Origin of the sequence: Winogradskyella haliclonae, assembly GCF_014635865.1 — a bacterium.
GTDB lineage: Bacteria > Bacteroidota > Bacteroidia > Flavobacteriales > Flavobacteriaceae > Winogradskyella > Winogradskyella haliclonae.
This window is the reverse complement of the sequence record NZ_BMDQ01000001.1, coordinates 1,158,967-1,175,227: the sequence shown is the minus strand read 5'-3', so window position 1 is coordinate 1,175,227 and position 16,261 is coordinate 1,158,967. Positions and strand designations below refer to the sequence as shown.

The window sequence follows — 16,261 nt, the reverse complement described above, 5'->3', positions numbered from 1 at the left end:
AAAAAAAAGGTAACGAAAAACTAGAGGGTTTTGACTCGTTTTATGATTTCACGATAATTGTCACTCAAATCGGCTTTGTGTCCACTTGATAAAAGAATTAAATTGTCTGAAAGAATAATCTCTTCAACTTTTTCAACATTGACAATAAATCTTCTGTGTGTTCTAAAAAATTGATTTGGATTTAATAGCTTGGAAACTTTTATTAATGATATATTAATAACAAATTTCTCTTTCTCAGTAATAATATTACAGTACTTATCTTCAACCTCAATATAAATAATATCCTCTACAAGAACCTTTTTTAAAGCCTTTCCTTTTTTAATAAAAAGATAGTTATCCGTTATTACGGTATCTTCATTATCACTTAAAAATACATCTTTTTGCTTGTAGAATTTTTCAAGTGCCATTTCTATAGCATAAAATAATTCTAGCTCATTAAAGGGCTTTAGCAAATAGCTAAAGGGGCGCGTAAGTTTAGCACGTTCAAATATCTGTCGGTCACTAGAACTAGTTAAAAACACAAAAGGTTTAGCTTTATCTGGATTTACAGAAATTGCCTCCGCAACATTAATTCCTTCTGGAAAACCGTTAAGAAAAATATCGACAATAAGTACATCTGGATTTGTACTATGATAAAGTGAAATTGCATCCTTAAAATTAGTAGCCAAACCTACTACATTAAAATTATTCGCCTCTAAAGAAGCAATTAAAACATCACTCTCTGACACAGTATCCTCAACAACTAGAACATTTATATTATCCATTCTCACCCACTTTTGGTAAAGATACAATCATTTTTGTGCCTTTGCCTAATTGACTCTCAATAGAAAATTTTCCATTATTCTTTTTAATCATAGACTTACAAAGTTGTATTCCCAAACCTGTACCTATAATCTGTTCGTTTTCTTTTTTCGACAGTAAACTTGTTTCTTTAAGCAACTCTAATCGTGTGGTATCACTCATGCCCAGCCCGCTATCTTCAATAATTAATTGAATATAATTTTCGTCTTCAACTTTACTGTAAACCGAAATAGCATCGTTAGTTTCGGTGAACTTTATAGCATTATCAATAAGATTACGAATAATAATTTTCAAAGATTCTTGATCAGCTAAAATTTTGTCTTTTTTTGAAACGTTATTCTCAAACTTTATCTCCTTTTCTGCAAATAAACCTTGATAATTAAAAACCACATGCTCAACCAACATATATATACGATGCTCCTCGATATTAAAATAAGTTTGCTTGGTCTGAAGCATGGCCCAATTAAGTAAGTTATCTAGCAAATTATAGGCGCCATTAACTATACTACTATTCGTATTCAGAAGCTGATCTAGTTTTTCGATATTCTTAGTCTCTAGATTACTAACTAAAGCTCGATTACTACTTTTTAAAGTATTTACAGACGATCTTAAGTCATGACTAACAATAGAGAACAACTTATCTTTAGTAGCATTGAGAGTATCTAAAGTTTCGTTTTGAGAAGTAATAATTTTGTTAGTCTTTACCTTTTCTTTGTAGTAATAAATACTAACGCCTAGTAATGCTAAAAGTACTAATGCTGAAACTAAAATACCATTTCTCTGAGCAGATTTCAATTTATTTTCTGCTTCTAGAACTTGAAGTTCTTGGTTCTTTTTTTCAACGGCAAGCTTTTTACCTAAATCTGCAATTTCCCAGACCTTATCTCTATTCCAAATAGAATCTTTTAAGGTATTAGATGTTTCTAAATACTTAATTGCTGTTTTATAATCTCCTTTAGCCTCATTAACTGCAAATAGATTATAATTTATTTGTTGTCTAACATTAATATTTGTGCTATCCTTTTTTTGAAATGTATTAATTGCCTTTAAGAAATATTCTTCTGCTTTTGCATCCTTATACTGTTCAAAATACAAGTTCCCAAGATTACTGTAATTTATTGCAGCTTGTGTAGTTTTATTATTATTTAAGTATAATTCTAATCCTTTTATATAATATTTCTCAGCTTCATCATAGTTTTTGCTTAACAGGTTAATATTACCTAGCGCATTATATAAAAGTGTTTGTTTTTCAGGGCAAGATTCTTTATCTAATAATAATTCTGCTTTTTTATAGTATGGTATAACTTTGTCAAAGTCTCTTATTCCAGAAATATAGATATCACCTAGTGCTATGTAAGCATAAAACGCTAAATCATTATTTGTGGTGTTTTTTGAGAGAGATAATTCATATGTTTCAACACTTTTTTTAAAAGAATTATTTCTTCTGTGTAGTTCGCCTTCCAAGAAAAGAATTAAAGCTTCAAAATCTTTATCTAGTTTTGCTTCTGAACCTAATTTTAAATTTTCGATAAGCTCATAAGATTCTTCAAGAGAATTATTTGATAGTAATAAATGTGCTTTGTGTAATTTATCAGAATTACATAAAGATTCAATAAACTCTTTTTTTTTGCAAGGTTTATGTTGAGAAAAACCGCTAAAAAAAAAGCATACTAAAAAAGATAGAGGGAGTAAAAATTTAGCAGACATAACACTAAAATAGGCTATATCTGCTAAAAAAAAGAATTGTTTCTATTGAATTTATCCTTCTCCGTTAGTAATCACTTTTGTCTTACGTATTGGATCACCCAACTCTCCTGGATTAGTCACTGTCAAACCTTCTTCATCAACAGAAATATTAATAACTACATTACCATTACCATCTAAAACTGGGCTTGTCAAAGTAAATGAAATTTTGATTACTTGTGTGTATACAGCACTTAGTGGAGTACTATGATTATATATTGGAGTAATGGATACATCATTGCCATCTTCTCCTCCTGACACCTCAATTGATGGCATCTGATTTGCATATACATTATTATGAAACGGTGCAATGACTGTTACATTAACTTTATCCTCTGCTAGAGAACTACAGTAAGCTAAAGGGGTTTCTGGACTTTGAAAATTTTCTCCGTCATCAATTTGTGAAATAGTAACATTAATTATTCCTGGCATAATTTCTTAAGATTTAAGGGTTAATAATCATCTAATATATAGAAAAATCTGACAAATAATCGATTAAATGTCATAAAAGTCCGATTTTGTGTCTTAAAACAGCTTTTATTGGGAATGAAACATAAAATACTTGGAACTAATCAATCTCTAATAATCTGCAAAATTAAAGTTGAGCATTTCTTTGACATACTTATACATTTTCGGGAATTTTGATTTAAACTCTTGAGGTGTTTCAATAAAACATTCAATTAACACGGCCATGAACTCATATTCATTTGTATAGGCATAAGCCCTAAAGTATTTGGTAGAAATTAATTGTTGTCTTTTGGTCTCATTATCTTTTAAATATCTTTTTAAAGCCTTAAAACCATCTCTAAAAATTAATGAACTGATATCATTATTTTTAAAACTATTTAAGTGTATAGCATGACTAAACTCATGAATACCAAGATTTAAATTGTCGTTGTCTATATCATATCCTTGTTTAAAATCTTTCCATGACAATGCTAAAATACCTAGCATAGGATTAACCTCGCCTTTATGTAATTGTTCGTTAATTTTAGAGTAGAAAGCCTCTGGATAGACTAATAAAGTTTTTATGATAGATAGGGAATAATCTCTAAATCCAAAAGTTAGTTTTACGGCAGTAGCCGATATTAATACAATTATCTCGTCTGTTAATTCTAAACCATCTCTCCCATAAAAGCTCTTATTATCAATAAATGTTGCTAAACGGTGTCTAAAGATTAATTGCTCTTTACGAGACAACCTACTATAAAATGTAAACTGCTTTTCTAAAATTCGTATTTGCTTTTCAGTCAAACTTTTTTTTAAAAGAACAAAATTTAACATTAAAGGTTTCTTTTTAGATTCGGCATATGATTGTTCAATAAAACGGAATGTATACTTCAATACTAATAATCCAATTATTGATAAAAAAATTATATTGAAGATTAGACTAGAGTTAGTCATAAGATTTTGGGACATTGTTAGTTGTAAATATAGAGCCTTTTAAAATAAGTGAGAAATATACTCTTATAAAACAAAAAAACGCTCAAGCAAGCTTGGCGTTCTTTCTAATTAAACTATTTATTTGTGACCTCGAAGGATTGTTTTTGATGTGTCAAAAATTGTTGGTTTTTCAATTTTTCATAAGAAAAATATGCGAAATAAGCTCCTCCACGCGATACACCTATACCTAGTCCCCCTTCGTTAGGAAGATTTTTCAAATCATAAACTTCCAAAATAGGTTTCAGTAGGCATGTAGTGATTATTGCTTAATAGTTAAATTAAAAGAGCCTTTTAATAATTTTGTTTCTCATTTTATTATATTCCTTTTTGAATACTGGTGACGCTGAACGCAAACCTGTATTACAGAATATTGCTATAGTCATCTCCTTATCTGGGAAATAATACAAATCGGTCGTTATTCCAATCCCTCGTCCAGAATGACCGATTGATAGTTTATATGGAAATCCTTTATCTGCCATTAACCCTAAACCGTAATCAGGATTCTTATCATCATTCCACATCATCATTTCTTTTAGTACTTTCTTACCTAGAATTTTGCCTTTCATAAGTTTTTTCAAAAAGCTCGTTGCATCATCAATAGTTGCATACATACCATCATCACCGCAATACCAGTTAGTGGTTTCTATTGTTTGCTTAGTTAAATTTTCTAATTTTTCATCTAAGTCAATATCTCCATAGTATTGTAAATCACTAAATTTAGGTAATTGCTTATAATAGGTGTTTTTAAAATTATGCTGCTTTAATAAGTCTCTAACAAATTTTATATGTCCTTCTGGCAATATGTTATCCATAATCATGGCCAATAATAAATAGTTGGTACTACAATAATTATACATACCATAAATAGCTCTTGGATATGTTTTACCATATGCATATCTCCTTAATGCATTAATATGTGATAATGTATCAAGCTTTAAACTTCCAGAAAGATATAATTCGTTAAGCTCAGGGTTAGCATTATAATTATAAAAGCCCGAAGTATGTCCTAATAATTGCTTTACTGTAACTTTTTCAGCGTTTGGCAAGCCATTTATAATCTCCTTTGGTAAGTATTTTTGAATTTTATCATCCAGTTGCAATTTACCTTCCTCCACTAACTTTAAAACAGTTACAGCTGTATAAGTTTTACCTATACTTGCCAAGCTGAATATCGCTTTTTTATCAATTAAAGTTTTAGTTTCTGCATTTGCAAAACCAGATTTAACAATCCACTTACCATGTTCTGGACTTTCTATAGATACTAAAACACCTTGTAGTTTACCTTGAGTTGCTTTATCTATTATAGATTGAATTTTATTTAGTTTTGAACTTGGTGTTTGGAGAGCCAATGCCGTGTAAGAAATGCTTACTATTAGACTAAAAACTATGGCCAGTTTCTTTGTTGTAAAATGCTTCATGATTTTTTCTTCAAAAAAAAAGCATACAAGAGAAAATTTTTGCTTTTAGTTAGATAACATTAACGAACTGCTATCAATCTATACTTGAATTGCTATAATACCACTGCCTAAATTTAGAGGCTTTTAATCTACTAATCATCACAAATGGATTTTTTGCTGATTTATTATGAAGCTCAAGTTCTATTTTACCATAATTAGATGGTGACATTTTTTTAACTTCTTCTCTATGTATAATAACTTGTCTAGATACTTTGAAAAAAAATGCTTTTGGTAATTGTGATTCTAAGTTGGCTAAGGAGCCTTCAAAAACTCCTAATATGTCTTTATTATCGTAGATTTTTATATTGCCATATTCCAAAATAGCCAATTTAATATTAGCTGCTTCAACCATAAATATTGAATTCCTTTTTGAGAGTTTTATTTTTTTAGAAGATTTATGAATGAGTTGTTTTAGGTTTAAATTTTCCTTTTTATTATTCGTTAAATCTTTTTGAGTTAATACCCATTTATTATGAAGAAACATACACCACCTAGTAAGTGATAGTATTAATACTATGCTCAAGACTATTAAATTTATCAATAACAATTCTTCTAAGGAATGAAAACTATCTCCAGAAAGCCATATATATAAATTACCTATGGTATTAAGTATAATTATCAAAAGAGTACTGACAGTGAAAAAATTTAATACTAATTTTGATTTGAAGCTTGATTTCCAGTCAATTGTATTTTCTATTTTCAAATAAATAAATCTATTGAGCTCTGTTATTATAAAAGCAAAAATTATAGCAACAATAAACTCTTTTAAAAGGAAATCAGGACTAGTGGGATTGAATAAAAAATTTATTAAAATGTTCGCTGAAACACCTAATATTACTGGCTCTAAAATCCTTGCTTTTTTTTGATTAAAGGCTTTTTTTACAGAAATCATCTACTTTGAATATTACTAACTATCTTCTCTTTCAAGTACTATTTATATAGCCAGGATAAGCAATCATATAATATGGAAATTTCTATTATTTATCAAAGCTATATAAATATATAAATGTCGTTCAATATTACTCAAATAATGATTCAAAATTTTATATTAATCACATTTTTAACTGTTCATCTATAATTTCCCGCCAACGTTCAAAACTATCAGGCGTAAAGCCCTTTTCTGCGCTAACAATTTTTCCTTGCCTGTCTAAAATGTATAATGATGGGTAGTCTTTCACTTTATAAATAGATTTTGCAATGCTATCGCCATTAGGTATAAGTACGTAATTGTAGCGTTTTTTATTAAATAGTTTAAGAGATGCTTCTTTATCTCTTTCGCCTGCCGAAATACCAATAATGGCTACATTCGGGTTGTTTTTATAATGATCTTGCAGTTTTTGAATATCTGGCATTGCAAGAATGCATGGTGTACACCAACTTCCCCAAAAATCTATAAGTATTACTTTTCCTTTTAATTTATCTGAATCATATTCCTTACCAAACTGGTCATTTGAATACCATCTAGAAGGTATTGTTCCTTCGGGAAGTAAATAGGCTTTTGCAAGTTCACTTTCTACTTGATTACTGGTTAAGTAGTCTATAGATGTGTTTTTATTTTCCAATGAAAAAAAAGATTTTGGTATTGCTTCATTCATCTTTTTATAGACAATGTCTTTATATACAAAACCATCAGAATAAGCTCTTGGTAGATAATCTAACTCACTAATCCACCATATATTCTTAGTAATTAAGTCTTTTCCGTTAGGTGCTTTAAATGTGACTGAAGTTTCTATTTTATAGCAAGACAAACCTTGTTTTTCTTCTTTATCTAAGAGTTTTATATCATATTCATTGCTTTTGGCTGGCATTTTATAAGGTTCATCTTCTACAAAAGGGAAAATTCGAATCATAAATAAATATTGTTGTAATTTCCCCATCGTTACTTTTCTTGTTGGGTCAGAAACGCTTTTTTGCCTGGTATTACCTTTATTATACATAAAATTGTCCCCATCATAACTAAATGAAAAAGGAGTTTTCTTTTGGTTATCGGTAATAACACCTGATGCTTTTATAAATGCTTTATCAAAACCAATATCTATAGCACTAGCTTCTTTTTTCTGAATTATTGTAGCTTTTATTTTAGGTTGTCCATAACCATATTTGCCAGACACTCCTTTTTGGTTAATGGTGTATTCAATCGAAGAAATTGATTTACATTTTTCGATAGACTTTGTCAATACATCCTCAGCAGTTAATTCGCTTATCTCTTTAGTAACTTCAGCTTTTTCAGTTGTTTCTTGAGTTGCTTTCAGATTTGTTTCTTGCTTTGTGGTTTGCATTTTTTCTTGACGACAACTTGCCAGTGAAATTATTGATACAATTATAAAAGCCAGGTTTTTTATTCCTTTCATTAATTAAGTTTTCTTAAAAAGACTAAGAATATAATTAATAATTGTGGTAATTATTGCTCGATTAAAGGGACGCCAAATAACTTAGTAATACACACAGAAATTATAATTTTAAAGTAGTTAAAACAGGAAATTTTGTTGTAAATCGTTAATTAGATATTTTCATTCGTTTAACTATTTCATCATTCTGGTTTTTAAATAGAATTTTGAGTAGCCCTCTGGGTGCAGAAATATCAATGCTTTTTGTCTTAGGTTCTATGATAATTCGATCATAGGGAACTGCTCCGTCTGATTGTTTATTTTGATAAACTTCTAAAATTAATTCTTCAGAAACGTCAAAGTTTAACTCTAATTGAACTTTTTGTCGTTCGTTAACGAATAGATACTCAGGTCTAATGGCATAATCGTAATTAGGATGAATGACTTGAAAATCCGATTTAGTTTCAAATAGTTTTGGGTTTAATGTTCCTAAAATTAGTTTAGGTTCTTCAATAAATTTCTCTACTATAACTGGTTGTAGACTAGTTTGAGAAATCGTTAATGGATCTATACCCAATTTAGATTTAATGAAAGATGCTAATACTTTTTTTGATTCATCAATATGTCCAAACCCACAATGAATTATCATTTTCGCATTTAGGTCTTTTTCAAAAACCTTTTTCAATTCTTGAGTTGCCAATGAATCCCTTTCTCTAATATCCCAAGCGTCATTATTGTCATATGCAACCATGGTAAAACCAATATCCAGAGCCTTTCTAACCATTTCGGAGTACATAACTTCGTTAATATATAGCCCATCTGATAAATATGGAGTTGAGCGTTGGTTAATTATTTTTGCGCTTAATAAATCTTCTAATGCTAAATATCTAAAACCTTGCTTAAATAAGCTATCCAAAAGGCTTGTCGTAAATACTCTGTGCTCAGGAAACGCATGATTTTCATTGATCATTACCACTTTCTTATTCTCAGTATACCGGAAAATATTTCTATAGTTTTCAAGAGAACCAAAAACCACTTTTAAGCTGTCCATTTTTTTACCTTTTGATAACCAATAATGTTTTTTCGCCTTAAACTGATTACCTGAAGCAGCATAGAAAGTTGCAGAAGCTTGATGAAAGAAAGATTCAAGGCTTGTATGAACAAAGTAATCTTTATACTCATATAACAATTGGTTACCTTTAATGTAATTTACAGGTCTACTATATAATTTATTGTTTAGCTCATTGAACTTTAACATTAATGAATCTTCATTTTGAGCTGGGGCAACAAAAGAGAGCATCAAACAAATTAAGATTAGTTTTATCTTCTTGACTAACATTATTGAAGTTTTGTTAGCCATCTTAATATATTTAAAAATAGGCCAGCATTATCTGCTTCAGGATCATGAATAGTTACTGGTATTTTTTTGTCTTTAATAATTAAATTCATACTTCTAAAAATGCCTTGATCAGTGCAGACTACAATTCTTCCTTCTCCATATTCAAAACCAATCATGCCTGCATAATTGTTTGAACTTTCTTCTATGTATTTTATCTCACCTGAATTGGGTTGATAATTGGTTTTAGGTGTATAATTAATAGTATTTTTAGGAAAAGGTAGAATAACATCCTCAGGATTTCTAAATACAGCTGCACCACAGTAAAAACGAATATTTTCAGGAATAGTATTTTTATCTATGGTATTACTAAAAATTTGATGTTCAGTATTTAACATTTCATTTTGCTGGTTCATCATAAAGTGCCCACAAAGTCCATCTTCACTTGTGTGATACTGCGAATGAAAAGCGTACCCATCTCTAAATTTTATTTCAAAGGCTTCTAAAAGAGGAAGTGCACCACTGCCTTCTGGGAAATGAGATAGGAATAAAAATAGTCCACCACCATTATATACAAACTTACCTATGTTGACTATCTCGTCTGTGGTTAAAGGCGAAGTATATAAAGTTTCATTACTGTTTTCGTTATTTAAAATCAGCTTATTATTTGGTATTCCGTGAATTACCAATAAGTCGGTACTTTCTGTATTTAGCTGCTTTTCTAACAATTTATCACCAGAAAACTTAATGTTAAAACCATCTGCCTTAATAATTCGCAACATCTCTCGTGCAGTTTCTTTACCATAAGGCTTTGAATAGATGGTGTTATGAATACTATCTATTAAAACCGTTTTGTCATGCTCTTTTTTTAAAGATTTAAACTCGTACTTAAAATCTTCTTCTAACTCGGCTTCGACAGTGCCCGTTTGTCCATAAAGATTAATACTTAATAATAACATTAAATAATATGGTTTGGAGAATATGCTTTTAACAATCATTTAAATTAGTTTTATATTTTATACGTTGTTCTAATAATTGTATTTGTAACAGATTTACTTGTTTTAAGTTTCTCATTAGCTCTTGAAATTTCCCTTCTTGTAGTAATTCCACCGCTTTATCAAGAAGTCTGGAGATACGATATTTTTGGCTATATAAGTCTTCTAATTCATAAAGACAATTATATTTAATCTTACTTAAAATGTTAGTGGACTTTGCTGTTTCGAATGCTATAAATTTAAGATTCGTTATTTCAAAACGTAACGTTATTGAACCATTGAATTCATATAGTTTGCCTTCATTGAGCTTTTTAGATTTTTTTATTGTAAAAAAATTGGGATTTATTTTCTGAAATATGTTTAATTCTTCTAATGAAGCTTTAAAAGTATTATTTAAACCACTTAATCTTTTAAAATCCTCAATTGTTTTAATTACGGTATCTAAATCTTGAATGTTATCTTCAATTTCATGATAATTATTATTTATTTCATTTCGAATTTTTGACAGGACAATATCTTTGGAGATGTTTGTCTTTCTGTTCTCATTCCAATTATTAAACCATATAGCAAGAGTTAATCCTATAAATATTAGAGCTACTTCTAATATAAAATACTTAACATTCTTTGCAGAAATTATTTTTTTAAAGCGAGCCATTTAATTTTATATTTTACATAAGAGGGTAACAAAAAAATGTTAGTCATCTTGACTATGGACTACTTAAAAGGAACTTATCATTACTCCCAAAACGCTCTAAAAGATATCTGGTTTAGAATCATCATTAAAATCAGCTACTTCGATATCCACAACTAAGCTATTAATAGGATACTTAATAAACTTTTCTGTTTGTTCAATGAATTTACTTTTACCTTCATTTAGACCTATTGAAAAGCCATTCATTTTACTATTATTTATTGGCCTTTTGGGCATTAGTCTGCGCTTGTTTTGCCCATTCTGTCCAATCAGCGTGCTCAAAATGTTCTAAAACCTTTCCATCTTTAATTACCAAATTAGTTACCATAGGTATATTAAACTCAAAAATAGCATCTGAATGTTTCATTCCTTGAAAATATTTAGCTGGTATTCGATAAAAGTAATTCCCCCAAATGGCTGCATGTGAACCAGAATAAAACTCTTTTTCAAAAGTATATTTGGCATCTTGGACCCCATTAAACCCACTTTTCAAACTAGCAATGATTTTATTCTTACCTATACTCTTTTGAGGGTTTGGTATTATCACGGAAGTTGACGGATCGAACCAAAAAGACTCATCGGTATAGTAAGTTTCTAGTTTCTTATAATCGAGATTATAAAAAGTCTTTAGGTATGCTTTTGCAATATCTTTAACCGACTTTATATCTCCTTTAGTAAATAGCGAGGCGTCTATTTTAGGGTTAAGTTCAATCTTAATAAACTCTAATTGATATGCTCCTGCGTTTACTTTTTTAGGGAATAACATGCCATCTATAACCTGATATTCTTCATAAAATAACTTTTGTTTTGTAACAATATCTTCAGTTTGATTAATTAAATAGGTTTTAGTATCAATCCAAATGTACGATACACCTCCAAATTCATTTGTAACTTTAAGTTTTATAGATTTTTTATTGTTAACAGTATCATTACCAAGATTTTTAAATTTAGCATTATTTTGTTTTAAGTACCATAGTTGATTATCTATTGAAGCACTTCTGCTGTAGGTGTTTATTTTGGCTTGATTAAAATCTACTGGGTTAATAATCCCTGAAAATTGATTGATTTCCCAACCAGAATTTTCATTCATGACTACTACCATTTTAGTATCGTTTAGCTCTATTTTTTGATACCACTTATCAGGACGTTGCTTAAATATTTTCAGGCTTAATTCTATGCCGTTTTGTGTAAATAATCCATCTATGCTTAAGCTATTTATATTATTTAATTTGGATTGATTTACAGCTTTAAAATGTTTATTTAATATATCGCTTACTTTTGAGTCTTGTGCTTGTAAGTTGAAGCTTATTAACACTAATAATAAAAAAATAGCTTTTTTCATATTTTACTATATTATATTTAATTCTTAATAGTATTAATACACAATAAAAAAGAAATACTTTAATAGTGATGTGGTAATTGTTGCTTAAAAGTCAAAAAGGAAATCCTGTTTTAACATTAGTCCTATACATTCATTACATTTATTCTAAATCATTAAAATAATATAGCTATGATTTATTTTTAATTTCACTAATAATACCTAACAGGTAACTAATAAGCTTTTTTTTAAGCAAACAGAAGATTGAATTTCGTCATTTTCCTTTTTTATGATTACTGAAAACTCTATGGCGTCTCCAGATAATTCTATAAACTCTTTTTCTGTGATTTTTTTGATGATACTCAAAATTGAAGTGTATCATCAAAAAATGCGTGGAAATTATTGCTTAATGATTTGTTTGTATTTAGAAGGTGTTGTATTATAAACCTTTTTAAACAATTTAGAAAAAGCTCTATAATCTGCAAATCCGCAGGAATCTGAAACCTCGTTAATACTGTAACCCTTTAACAAAAGCTCCTCAGCTTTGCTAAGTCTAAGGTTCATGATTTTTTTATAAGGAGAAATGCCTTCAATTTTTTGGTAACACCTAACAGCATGATACTTAGATAAACAAGCGATTTTAGCTAATTTTTCTAAAGAAATATTATTGTAATAATTATCATGAATATATTGATTCATCAAATCAATTCTTCTATATATTTCCTCTTGAGTAGAAAATTTAGTTTGATTTAAATTGTTAATTTTTAATCTAAGTTCTAGTTGATCATTAATAAGTGTTTCCCCAAGATCTAAGAAAAAAAGTTCTTCATTATAATCCTGAGTTAAATGATTAGCCATAAAATTTGATTTTAACGTTCCAAGAAAACAAGAAAGATGGCTGTTTTTAATAGCATAATTGTGACTGACCAACATAAAATCTGATGAATCTTCTTTTAATTCTAAAGCGCTTTTAAAATCAGAATTCATATTTGCATATAGGCTTTTTAAGAAATCTTCAGTAAACCCGATACATATGCCTTTTACAAGTTTATTTGAGTTTACTGACACCTCAGTTTTAAGACCAGGATTTGTTAATAGGTAATGACCTTCTTTTACATTAAACTTTTTACCATTTACGACATAGCTTTCATTACCTTCTAAAGGTAGTTTTATTCCATAATGACCAGAATACAACTGTGCTTCAAAAGTCTTTAATTCAGAGTATACAACACTATTAGAAGACTTAATTTCTTTGTCATTTCTAACCTTTTCTCCTCTATATGTATATATTCTAAGTGTTTTCATAAATAAAAAGCAATAATGACCACATAATTTATATGCAATACAATAATCTTGGTTATTTAATCTTATCTAACGCTAAAAAGTACAATTCGTAACATATATTATAAAAACTTTAACAATAATTATGAAAAGACTACCCTTAGCGCTATTGCTAATTCTAATAAGCCTAACCGACTCACATTCTCAAATAATATATAATAACCAATCTATAGATGATGTCATAAATGCCACATATGATATTCTCTCTGGAGAAGCGGGAGAACGTGATTGGGAAAGCTTCAAATCACTTTTTCATGAATCAGCTAAAATGGGAGCTACTATTTTGGGGCAAGATGGTAAAAGAACTTTTTATGGTTTTACGGTAGACCAATATATTTTAAACAATGATGCTTTTTTAAAGAAAAGCGATTTTTATGAAGAAGAAATTGGAAGAAGAGTAATGAGGTTTGGAGGTGTGGCAATGGTATATAGTGCTTTTCAATATAAGTTTTCAAAAGATGGTAAAATTGAAGCTAGAGGAATCAATTGCATTCAACTTGTAAAAGAAAAAGGGTGCTGGTGGATTACCAGTTTACTTTGGGAAGATGAGTCTATAAATAATAAAATACCTGAGAGTTTAATGCATAAATAGTGATTTGATACAATGTGCGTAGAACTAATTCCTAATCCTGGAATAGTTTTAGAATTTTTTATAAAAATAATCCAACAAATATGAAAAAATGCATAGTTTTAATTTTCGGGATACTTCTATTGGGATGCAACCATGAAAATAGTTATTTACTATTAGACGATGCTATTTATTTCAAAAATGCAACCATCATAACAGCCAATCAGCACGGAGAAATTATAAATAACCAGAGCCATCTTATAGTTCAAAGTGATTCTATAGTTTATGTTGGAGAAAAAGCTCCCCAAATAAAAGGTAAATACAATACAATAGATGTTAAAGGTAAATACAATACAATAGATGTTAAAGGTAAATATATCATACCTGGATTAATTGATAGTCATGTTCATTTAGCTAACATACCTGGACTTAATTTTAAGCAGCGTAAAAACAATCCTGAATTAGTTAGTGTTTATTTTGAACAGCTTCCCAAAAGCTTTTTATATTATGGTTTTACTGCTCTAATAGACCTAAATAATTTTGCTCCTAACATTATAGATAGAATTAACACTGCTTCATTTAAACCTGATATCTATACCTGCGGAGAACAAGTTCAGGTTATGAATGATTTTATGATGGAAATGGAAGAATTGCCATTAAGACATAGATATCAAAGTTCTTTTTTGTATGACAGTTACAATGAGAATGTTGAGTTTCCCGATTCTATAGATTTAAAGCAGCATACACCAAGAAAAGTAATTGAGAACCTAGGTAAAGAAAATGCTATATGTGTAAAAACATTATATGAAGATGAAACCACTGGATTTAAAAAATTCTGGGAGTCACCAACAAAACATATAATGAAAGAACTCATTGATGAGGCTCATAATGAAAATTTACCTGTCATATTACATGCCACATCCTTTGAAGGCCAATCATTCGCTGAAAGTGTAGATGTAGATATTATTGCTCATGGCATGTGGAACTGGACATCAAATCCAAAAGAGCTGGAACACACAAAATTACCAAAAGCTCATCAGGATTTATTGAAAAGTATTTCAAATAAAAAAATAGGTTATCAGCCTACTTTTAGAACCCTGTTTGCAGAAGATGATGTTTTAACAGAAAGCCTTCTTAGAGATGAAGAAATGAAAAATGTGCTTCCGAAAATATTCATAGACTGGTTACACACCGAAGAGACCCAATGGATAAAAAAACGGCTCTTAAATAGAATCAATTTTATTAAAAAAGTTAATCCTGAATTATACAAGCAAGCAAGGGCAAATTTTGAAAGCGATGAAGAAATGAGGCAAAAACTAACAGAAGCAGTAAAAAAAAGATTAGAGATTATAGCTAAGTTTTTATCTGATAATAATGCCAATTTGTTATTTGGTTCAGACGGTGTGGCAATGAACATGTATACTAATCCACCTGGCTATAATGGTTTTCTTGAATTGACTCATTGGGATAACGCGGGCATTTCTTTAGAAACAATTTTTAAAGCGGTGACTATAAATAATGCTAAAGCTTTTAATTTAATTGATGAAATCGGTAGTATCAAAACAGGTAAAAAAGCAAACCTGCTTATTTTGAATAAAAACCCTTTAGAAGATATTAATGCTTATAATTCAATTGAAACAGTGATTGTAAAAGGGAGACTAATAGATAGAGTTTTATTATCTGCTCAGAATTTAGAATAAAAAGCAACTTTAACCACATTAGTAGAAATGAATAATCTCAATTTTGATTGGAATTATAAATAAGATATTCATGAAAAAAAAAATAAAAATTCGTCCAATTTCGATTATTTTATCTGCACTTTTTCTAAGCATATTTGGAGGGGTTTGGTATGGTTGGTGGTTTAGTGATGTTCAAGTAGAAGCACATAGATATACACCAGAAGATTACGCTAATAATAGTCCGCTTTGGTATTTAGGCGGAATTTTGATTTCATTATTTATTTCTTGGGGACTTGGTTTAATGGTTAGATTACAAGGTCTATCTGGATTTAAAGGCGGAATTAAAGCCAGCATCAAAGCGGCTATAGGTTTTGGGATTCCTCTAGTATCTTATCCTTATGTATTTTCACCTCTACACGATTTCACTTTATACATGGTTGGATTATTTCAAATCGTAATAGCTTGGATTATTGCTGGAGCAATAATTGGAAGTATGGCTATTGATGAAAGTACACCTCATGAGTCATAATCTATACTCCACTAACTCTACACCTACTAAATA

The 16,261-nt window shown here is 29.4% G+C and carries 17 protein-coding genes; 3 read left to right on the top strand and 14 right to left on the bottom strand.

The genetic code is table 11. The features are described 5' to 3' along the window. Positions 1–20: 20 nt before the first annotated feature. From IEV10_RS05230 to IEV10_RS05165, 14 genes are all read right to left on the bottom strand, one after another. A complete protein-coding gene (locus IEV10_RS05230) occupies positions 21–764 on the bottom strand; it encodes a LytR/AlgR family response regulator transcription factor (protein ID WP_188373630.1) in 744 nt (247 codons plus the stop codon). After that, a complete protein-coding gene (locus tag IEV10_RS05225; protein WP_188373629.1) occupies positions 757–2,508 on the bottom strand; it encodes a tetratricopeptide repeat-containing sensor histidine kinase in 1,752 nt (583 codons plus the stop codon). Before IEV10_RS05225 ends, IEV10_RS05230 begins: the two co-directional genes overlap by 8 nt. A 51-nt stretch (positions 2,509–2,559) precedes the next feature. Then, positions 2,560–2,976 carry a hypothetical protein gene (locus IEV10_RS05220; RefSeq protein ID WP_188373628.1) on the bottom strand — a complete coding sequence of 139 codons (417 nt, stop codon included), beginning with the start codon at positions 2,974–2,976 and terminating at the stop codon, positions 2,560–2,562. A gap of 147 nt (positions 2,977–3,123) precedes the next feature. Then, the gene (locus tag IEV10_RS05215) at positions 3,124–3,828 is read right to left on the bottom strand and encodes a zinc-dependent peptidase (protein WP_262890101.1); all 705 of its coding nucleotides are present in this window, start codon (positions 3,826–3,828) and stop codon (positions 3,124–3,126) included. Between the two features lie 437 nt (positions 3,829–4,265). Further along, the gene (locus IEV10_RS05210; RefSeq protein ID WP_188373626.1) at positions 4,266–5,405 is read right to left on the bottom strand and encodes a serine hydrolase domain-containing protein; all 1,140 of its coding nucleotides are present in this window, start codon (positions 5,403–5,405) and stop codon (positions 4,266–4,268) included. 73 nt (positions 5,406–5,478) lie between these two features. Next, on the bottom strand, positions 5,479–6,336 hold the full coding sequence (locus tag IEV10_RS05205; protein ID WP_188373625.1) for a LytTR family DNA-binding domain-containing protein: 858 nt from the start codon (positions 6,334–6,336) through the stop codon (positions 5,479–5,481). Between the two features lie 160 nt (positions 6,337–6,496). Continuing rightward, positions 6,497–7,795, bottom strand: a complete 1,299-nt coding sequence (locus tag IEV10_RS05200; RefSeq protein WP_188373624.1) for a TlpA family protein disulfide reductase — start codon at positions 7,793–7,795, stop codon at positions 6,497–6,499. 145 nt (positions 7,796–7,940) lie between these two features. Continuing rightward, a complete protein-coding gene (locus tag IEV10_RS05195; protein WP_188373623.1) occupies positions 7,941–9,131 on the bottom strand; it encodes a hypothetical protein in 1,191 nt (396 codons plus the stop codon). Then, a complete protein-coding gene (locus tag IEV10_RS05190) occupies positions 9,110–10,105 on the bottom strand; it encodes a hypothetical protein (protein ID WP_188373622.1) in 996 nt (331 codons plus the stop codon). Before IEV10_RS05190 ends, IEV10_RS05195 begins: the two co-directional genes overlap by 22 nt. Beyond that, positions 10,095–10,757 carry a hypothetical protein gene (locus IEV10_RS05185; RefSeq protein ID WP_188373621.1) on the bottom strand — a complete coding sequence of 221 codons (663 nt, stop codon included), beginning with the start codon at positions 10,755–10,757 and terminating at the stop codon, positions 10,095–10,097. Before IEV10_RS05185 ends, IEV10_RS05190 begins: the two co-directional genes overlap by 11 nt. 96 nt (positions 10,758–10,853) lie before the next feature. After that, positions 10,854–11,000 (bottom strand): hypothetical protein, encoded by a 147-nt coding sequence (locus tag IEV10_RS05180; RefSeq protein ID WP_188373620.1) that lies wholly within the window; start codon positions 10,998–11,000, stop codon positions 10,854–10,856. Positions 11,001–11,007: 7 nt separating this feature from the next. Further along, the gene (locus IEV10_RS05175; RefSeq protein ID WP_188373619.1) at positions 11,008–12,135 is read right to left on the bottom strand and encodes a hypothetical protein; all 1,128 of its coding nucleotides are present in this window, start codon (positions 12,133–12,135) and stop codon (positions 11,008–11,010) included. A 198-nt stretch (positions 12,136–12,333) separates the two neighbouring features. Further along, positions 12,334–12,477, bottom strand: coding sequence for a hypothetical protein (locus IEV10_RS05170; RefSeq protein WP_188373618.1), 144 nt, complete (start codon positions 12,475–12,477; stop codon positions 12,334–12,336). 33 nt (positions 12,478–12,510) lie between these two features. Beyond that, positions 12,511–13,416: a helix-turn-helix transcriptional regulator gene (locus IEV10_RS05165; RefSeq protein WP_188373617.1), complete on the bottom strand. Its 906-nt coding sequence runs from the start codon at positions 13,414–13,416 to the stop codon at positions 12,511–12,513. A 121-nt stretch (positions 13,417–13,537) separates the two neighbouring features. Here IEV10_RS05165 and IEV10_RS05160 point away from each other — a divergent pair, with 121 nt between their 5' ends. The 3 genes from IEV10_RS05160 (at position 13,538) to IEV10_RS05150 (ending at position 16,228) form a co-directional block, all read left to right on the top strand. After that, a complete protein-coding gene (locus IEV10_RS05160) occupies positions 13,538–14,044 on the top strand; it encodes a hypothetical protein (protein ID WP_188373616.1) in 507 nt (168 codons plus the stop codon). A gap of 80 nt (positions 14,045–14,124) precedes the next feature. Beyond that, positions 14,125–15,720, top strand: a complete 1,596-nt coding sequence (locus IEV10_RS05155) for an amidohydrolase family protein (RefSeq protein WP_188373615.1) — start codon at positions 14,125–14,127, stop codon at positions 15,718–15,720. Positions 15,721–15,790: 70 nt separating this feature from the next. After that, entirely contained in the window at positions 15,791–16,228 is a 438-nt protein-coding gene (locus IEV10_RS05150; RefSeq protein WP_188373614.1) for a DUF1761 domain-containing protein, read from the top strand. Positions 16,229–16,261: the final 33 nt, after the last annotated feature.

What these genes read in the sequence shown, in the direction of transcription:
- IEV10_RS05215 (WP_262890101.1), bottom strand. Translation starts at nt 3,828, where the DNA reads ATGTTAAATTTTGTTCTTTTAAAAAAAAGTTTGACTGAAAAGCAAATA.
- IEV10_RS05225 (WP_188373629.1), bottom strand. Translation starts at nt 2,508, where the DNA reads ATGTCTGCTAAATTTTTACTCCCTCTATCTTTTTTAGTATGCTTTTTT.
- IEV10_RS05200 (WP_188373624.1), bottom strand. Translation starts at nt 7,795, where the DNA reads ATGAAAGGAATAAAAAACCTGGCTTTTATAATTGTATCAATAATTTCA.
- IEV10_RS05210 (WP_188373626.1), bottom strand. Translation starts at nt 5,405, where the DNA reads ATGAAGCATTTTACAACAAAGAAACTGGCCATAGTTTTTAGTCTAATA.
- IEV10_RS05195 (WP_188373623.1), bottom strand. Translation starts at nt 9,131, where the DNA reads ATGGCTAACAAAACTTCAATAATGTTAGTCAAGAAGATAAAACTAATC.
- IEV10_RS05180 (WP_188373620.1), bottom strand. Translation starts at nt 11,000, where the DNA reads ATGAATGGCTTTTCAATAGGTCTAAATGAAGGTAAAAGTAAATTCATT.
- IEV10_RS05205 (WP_188373625.1), bottom strand. Translation starts at nt 6,336, where the DNA reads ATGATTTCTGTAAAAAAAGCCTTTAATCAAAAAAAAGCAAGGATTTTA.
- IEV10_RS05165 (WP_188373617.1), bottom strand. Translation starts at nt 13,416, where the DNA reads ATGAAAACACTTAGAATATATACATATAGAGGAGAAAAGGTTAGAAAT.
- IEV10_RS05175 (WP_188373619.1), bottom strand. Translation starts at nt 12,135, where the DNA reads ATGAAAAAAGCTATTTTTTTATTATTAGTGTTAATAAGCTTCAACTTA.
- IEV10_RS05155 (WP_188373615.1), top strand. Translation starts at nt 14,125, where the DNA reads ATGAAAAAATGCATAGTTTTAATTTTCGGGATACTTCTATTGGGATGC.
- IEV10_RS05220 (WP_188373628.1), bottom strand. Translation starts at nt 2,976, where the DNA reads ATGCCAGGAATAATTAATGTTACTATTTCACAAATTGATGACGGAGAA.
- IEV10_RS05150 (WP_188373614.1), top strand. Translation starts at nt 15,791, where the DNA reads ATGAAAAAAAAAATAAAAATTCGTCCAATTTCGATTATTTTATCTGCA.
- IEV10_RS05230 (WP_188373630.1), bottom strand. Translation starts at nt 764, where the DNA reads ATGGATAATATAAATGTTCTAGTTGTTGAGGATACTGTGTCAGAGAGT.
- IEV10_RS05160 (WP_188373616.1), top strand. Translation starts at nt 13,538, where the DNA reads ATGAAAAGACTACCCTTAGCGCTATTGCTAATTCTAATAAGCCTAACC.
- IEV10_RS05185 (WP_188373621.1), bottom strand. Translation starts at nt 10,757, where the DNA reads ATGGCTCGCTTTAAAAAAATAATTTCTGCAAAGAATGTTAAGTATTTT.
- IEV10_RS05190 (WP_188373622.1), bottom strand. Translation starts at nt 10,105, where the DNA reads ATGATTGTTAAAAGCATATTCTCCAAACCATATTATTTAATGTTATTA.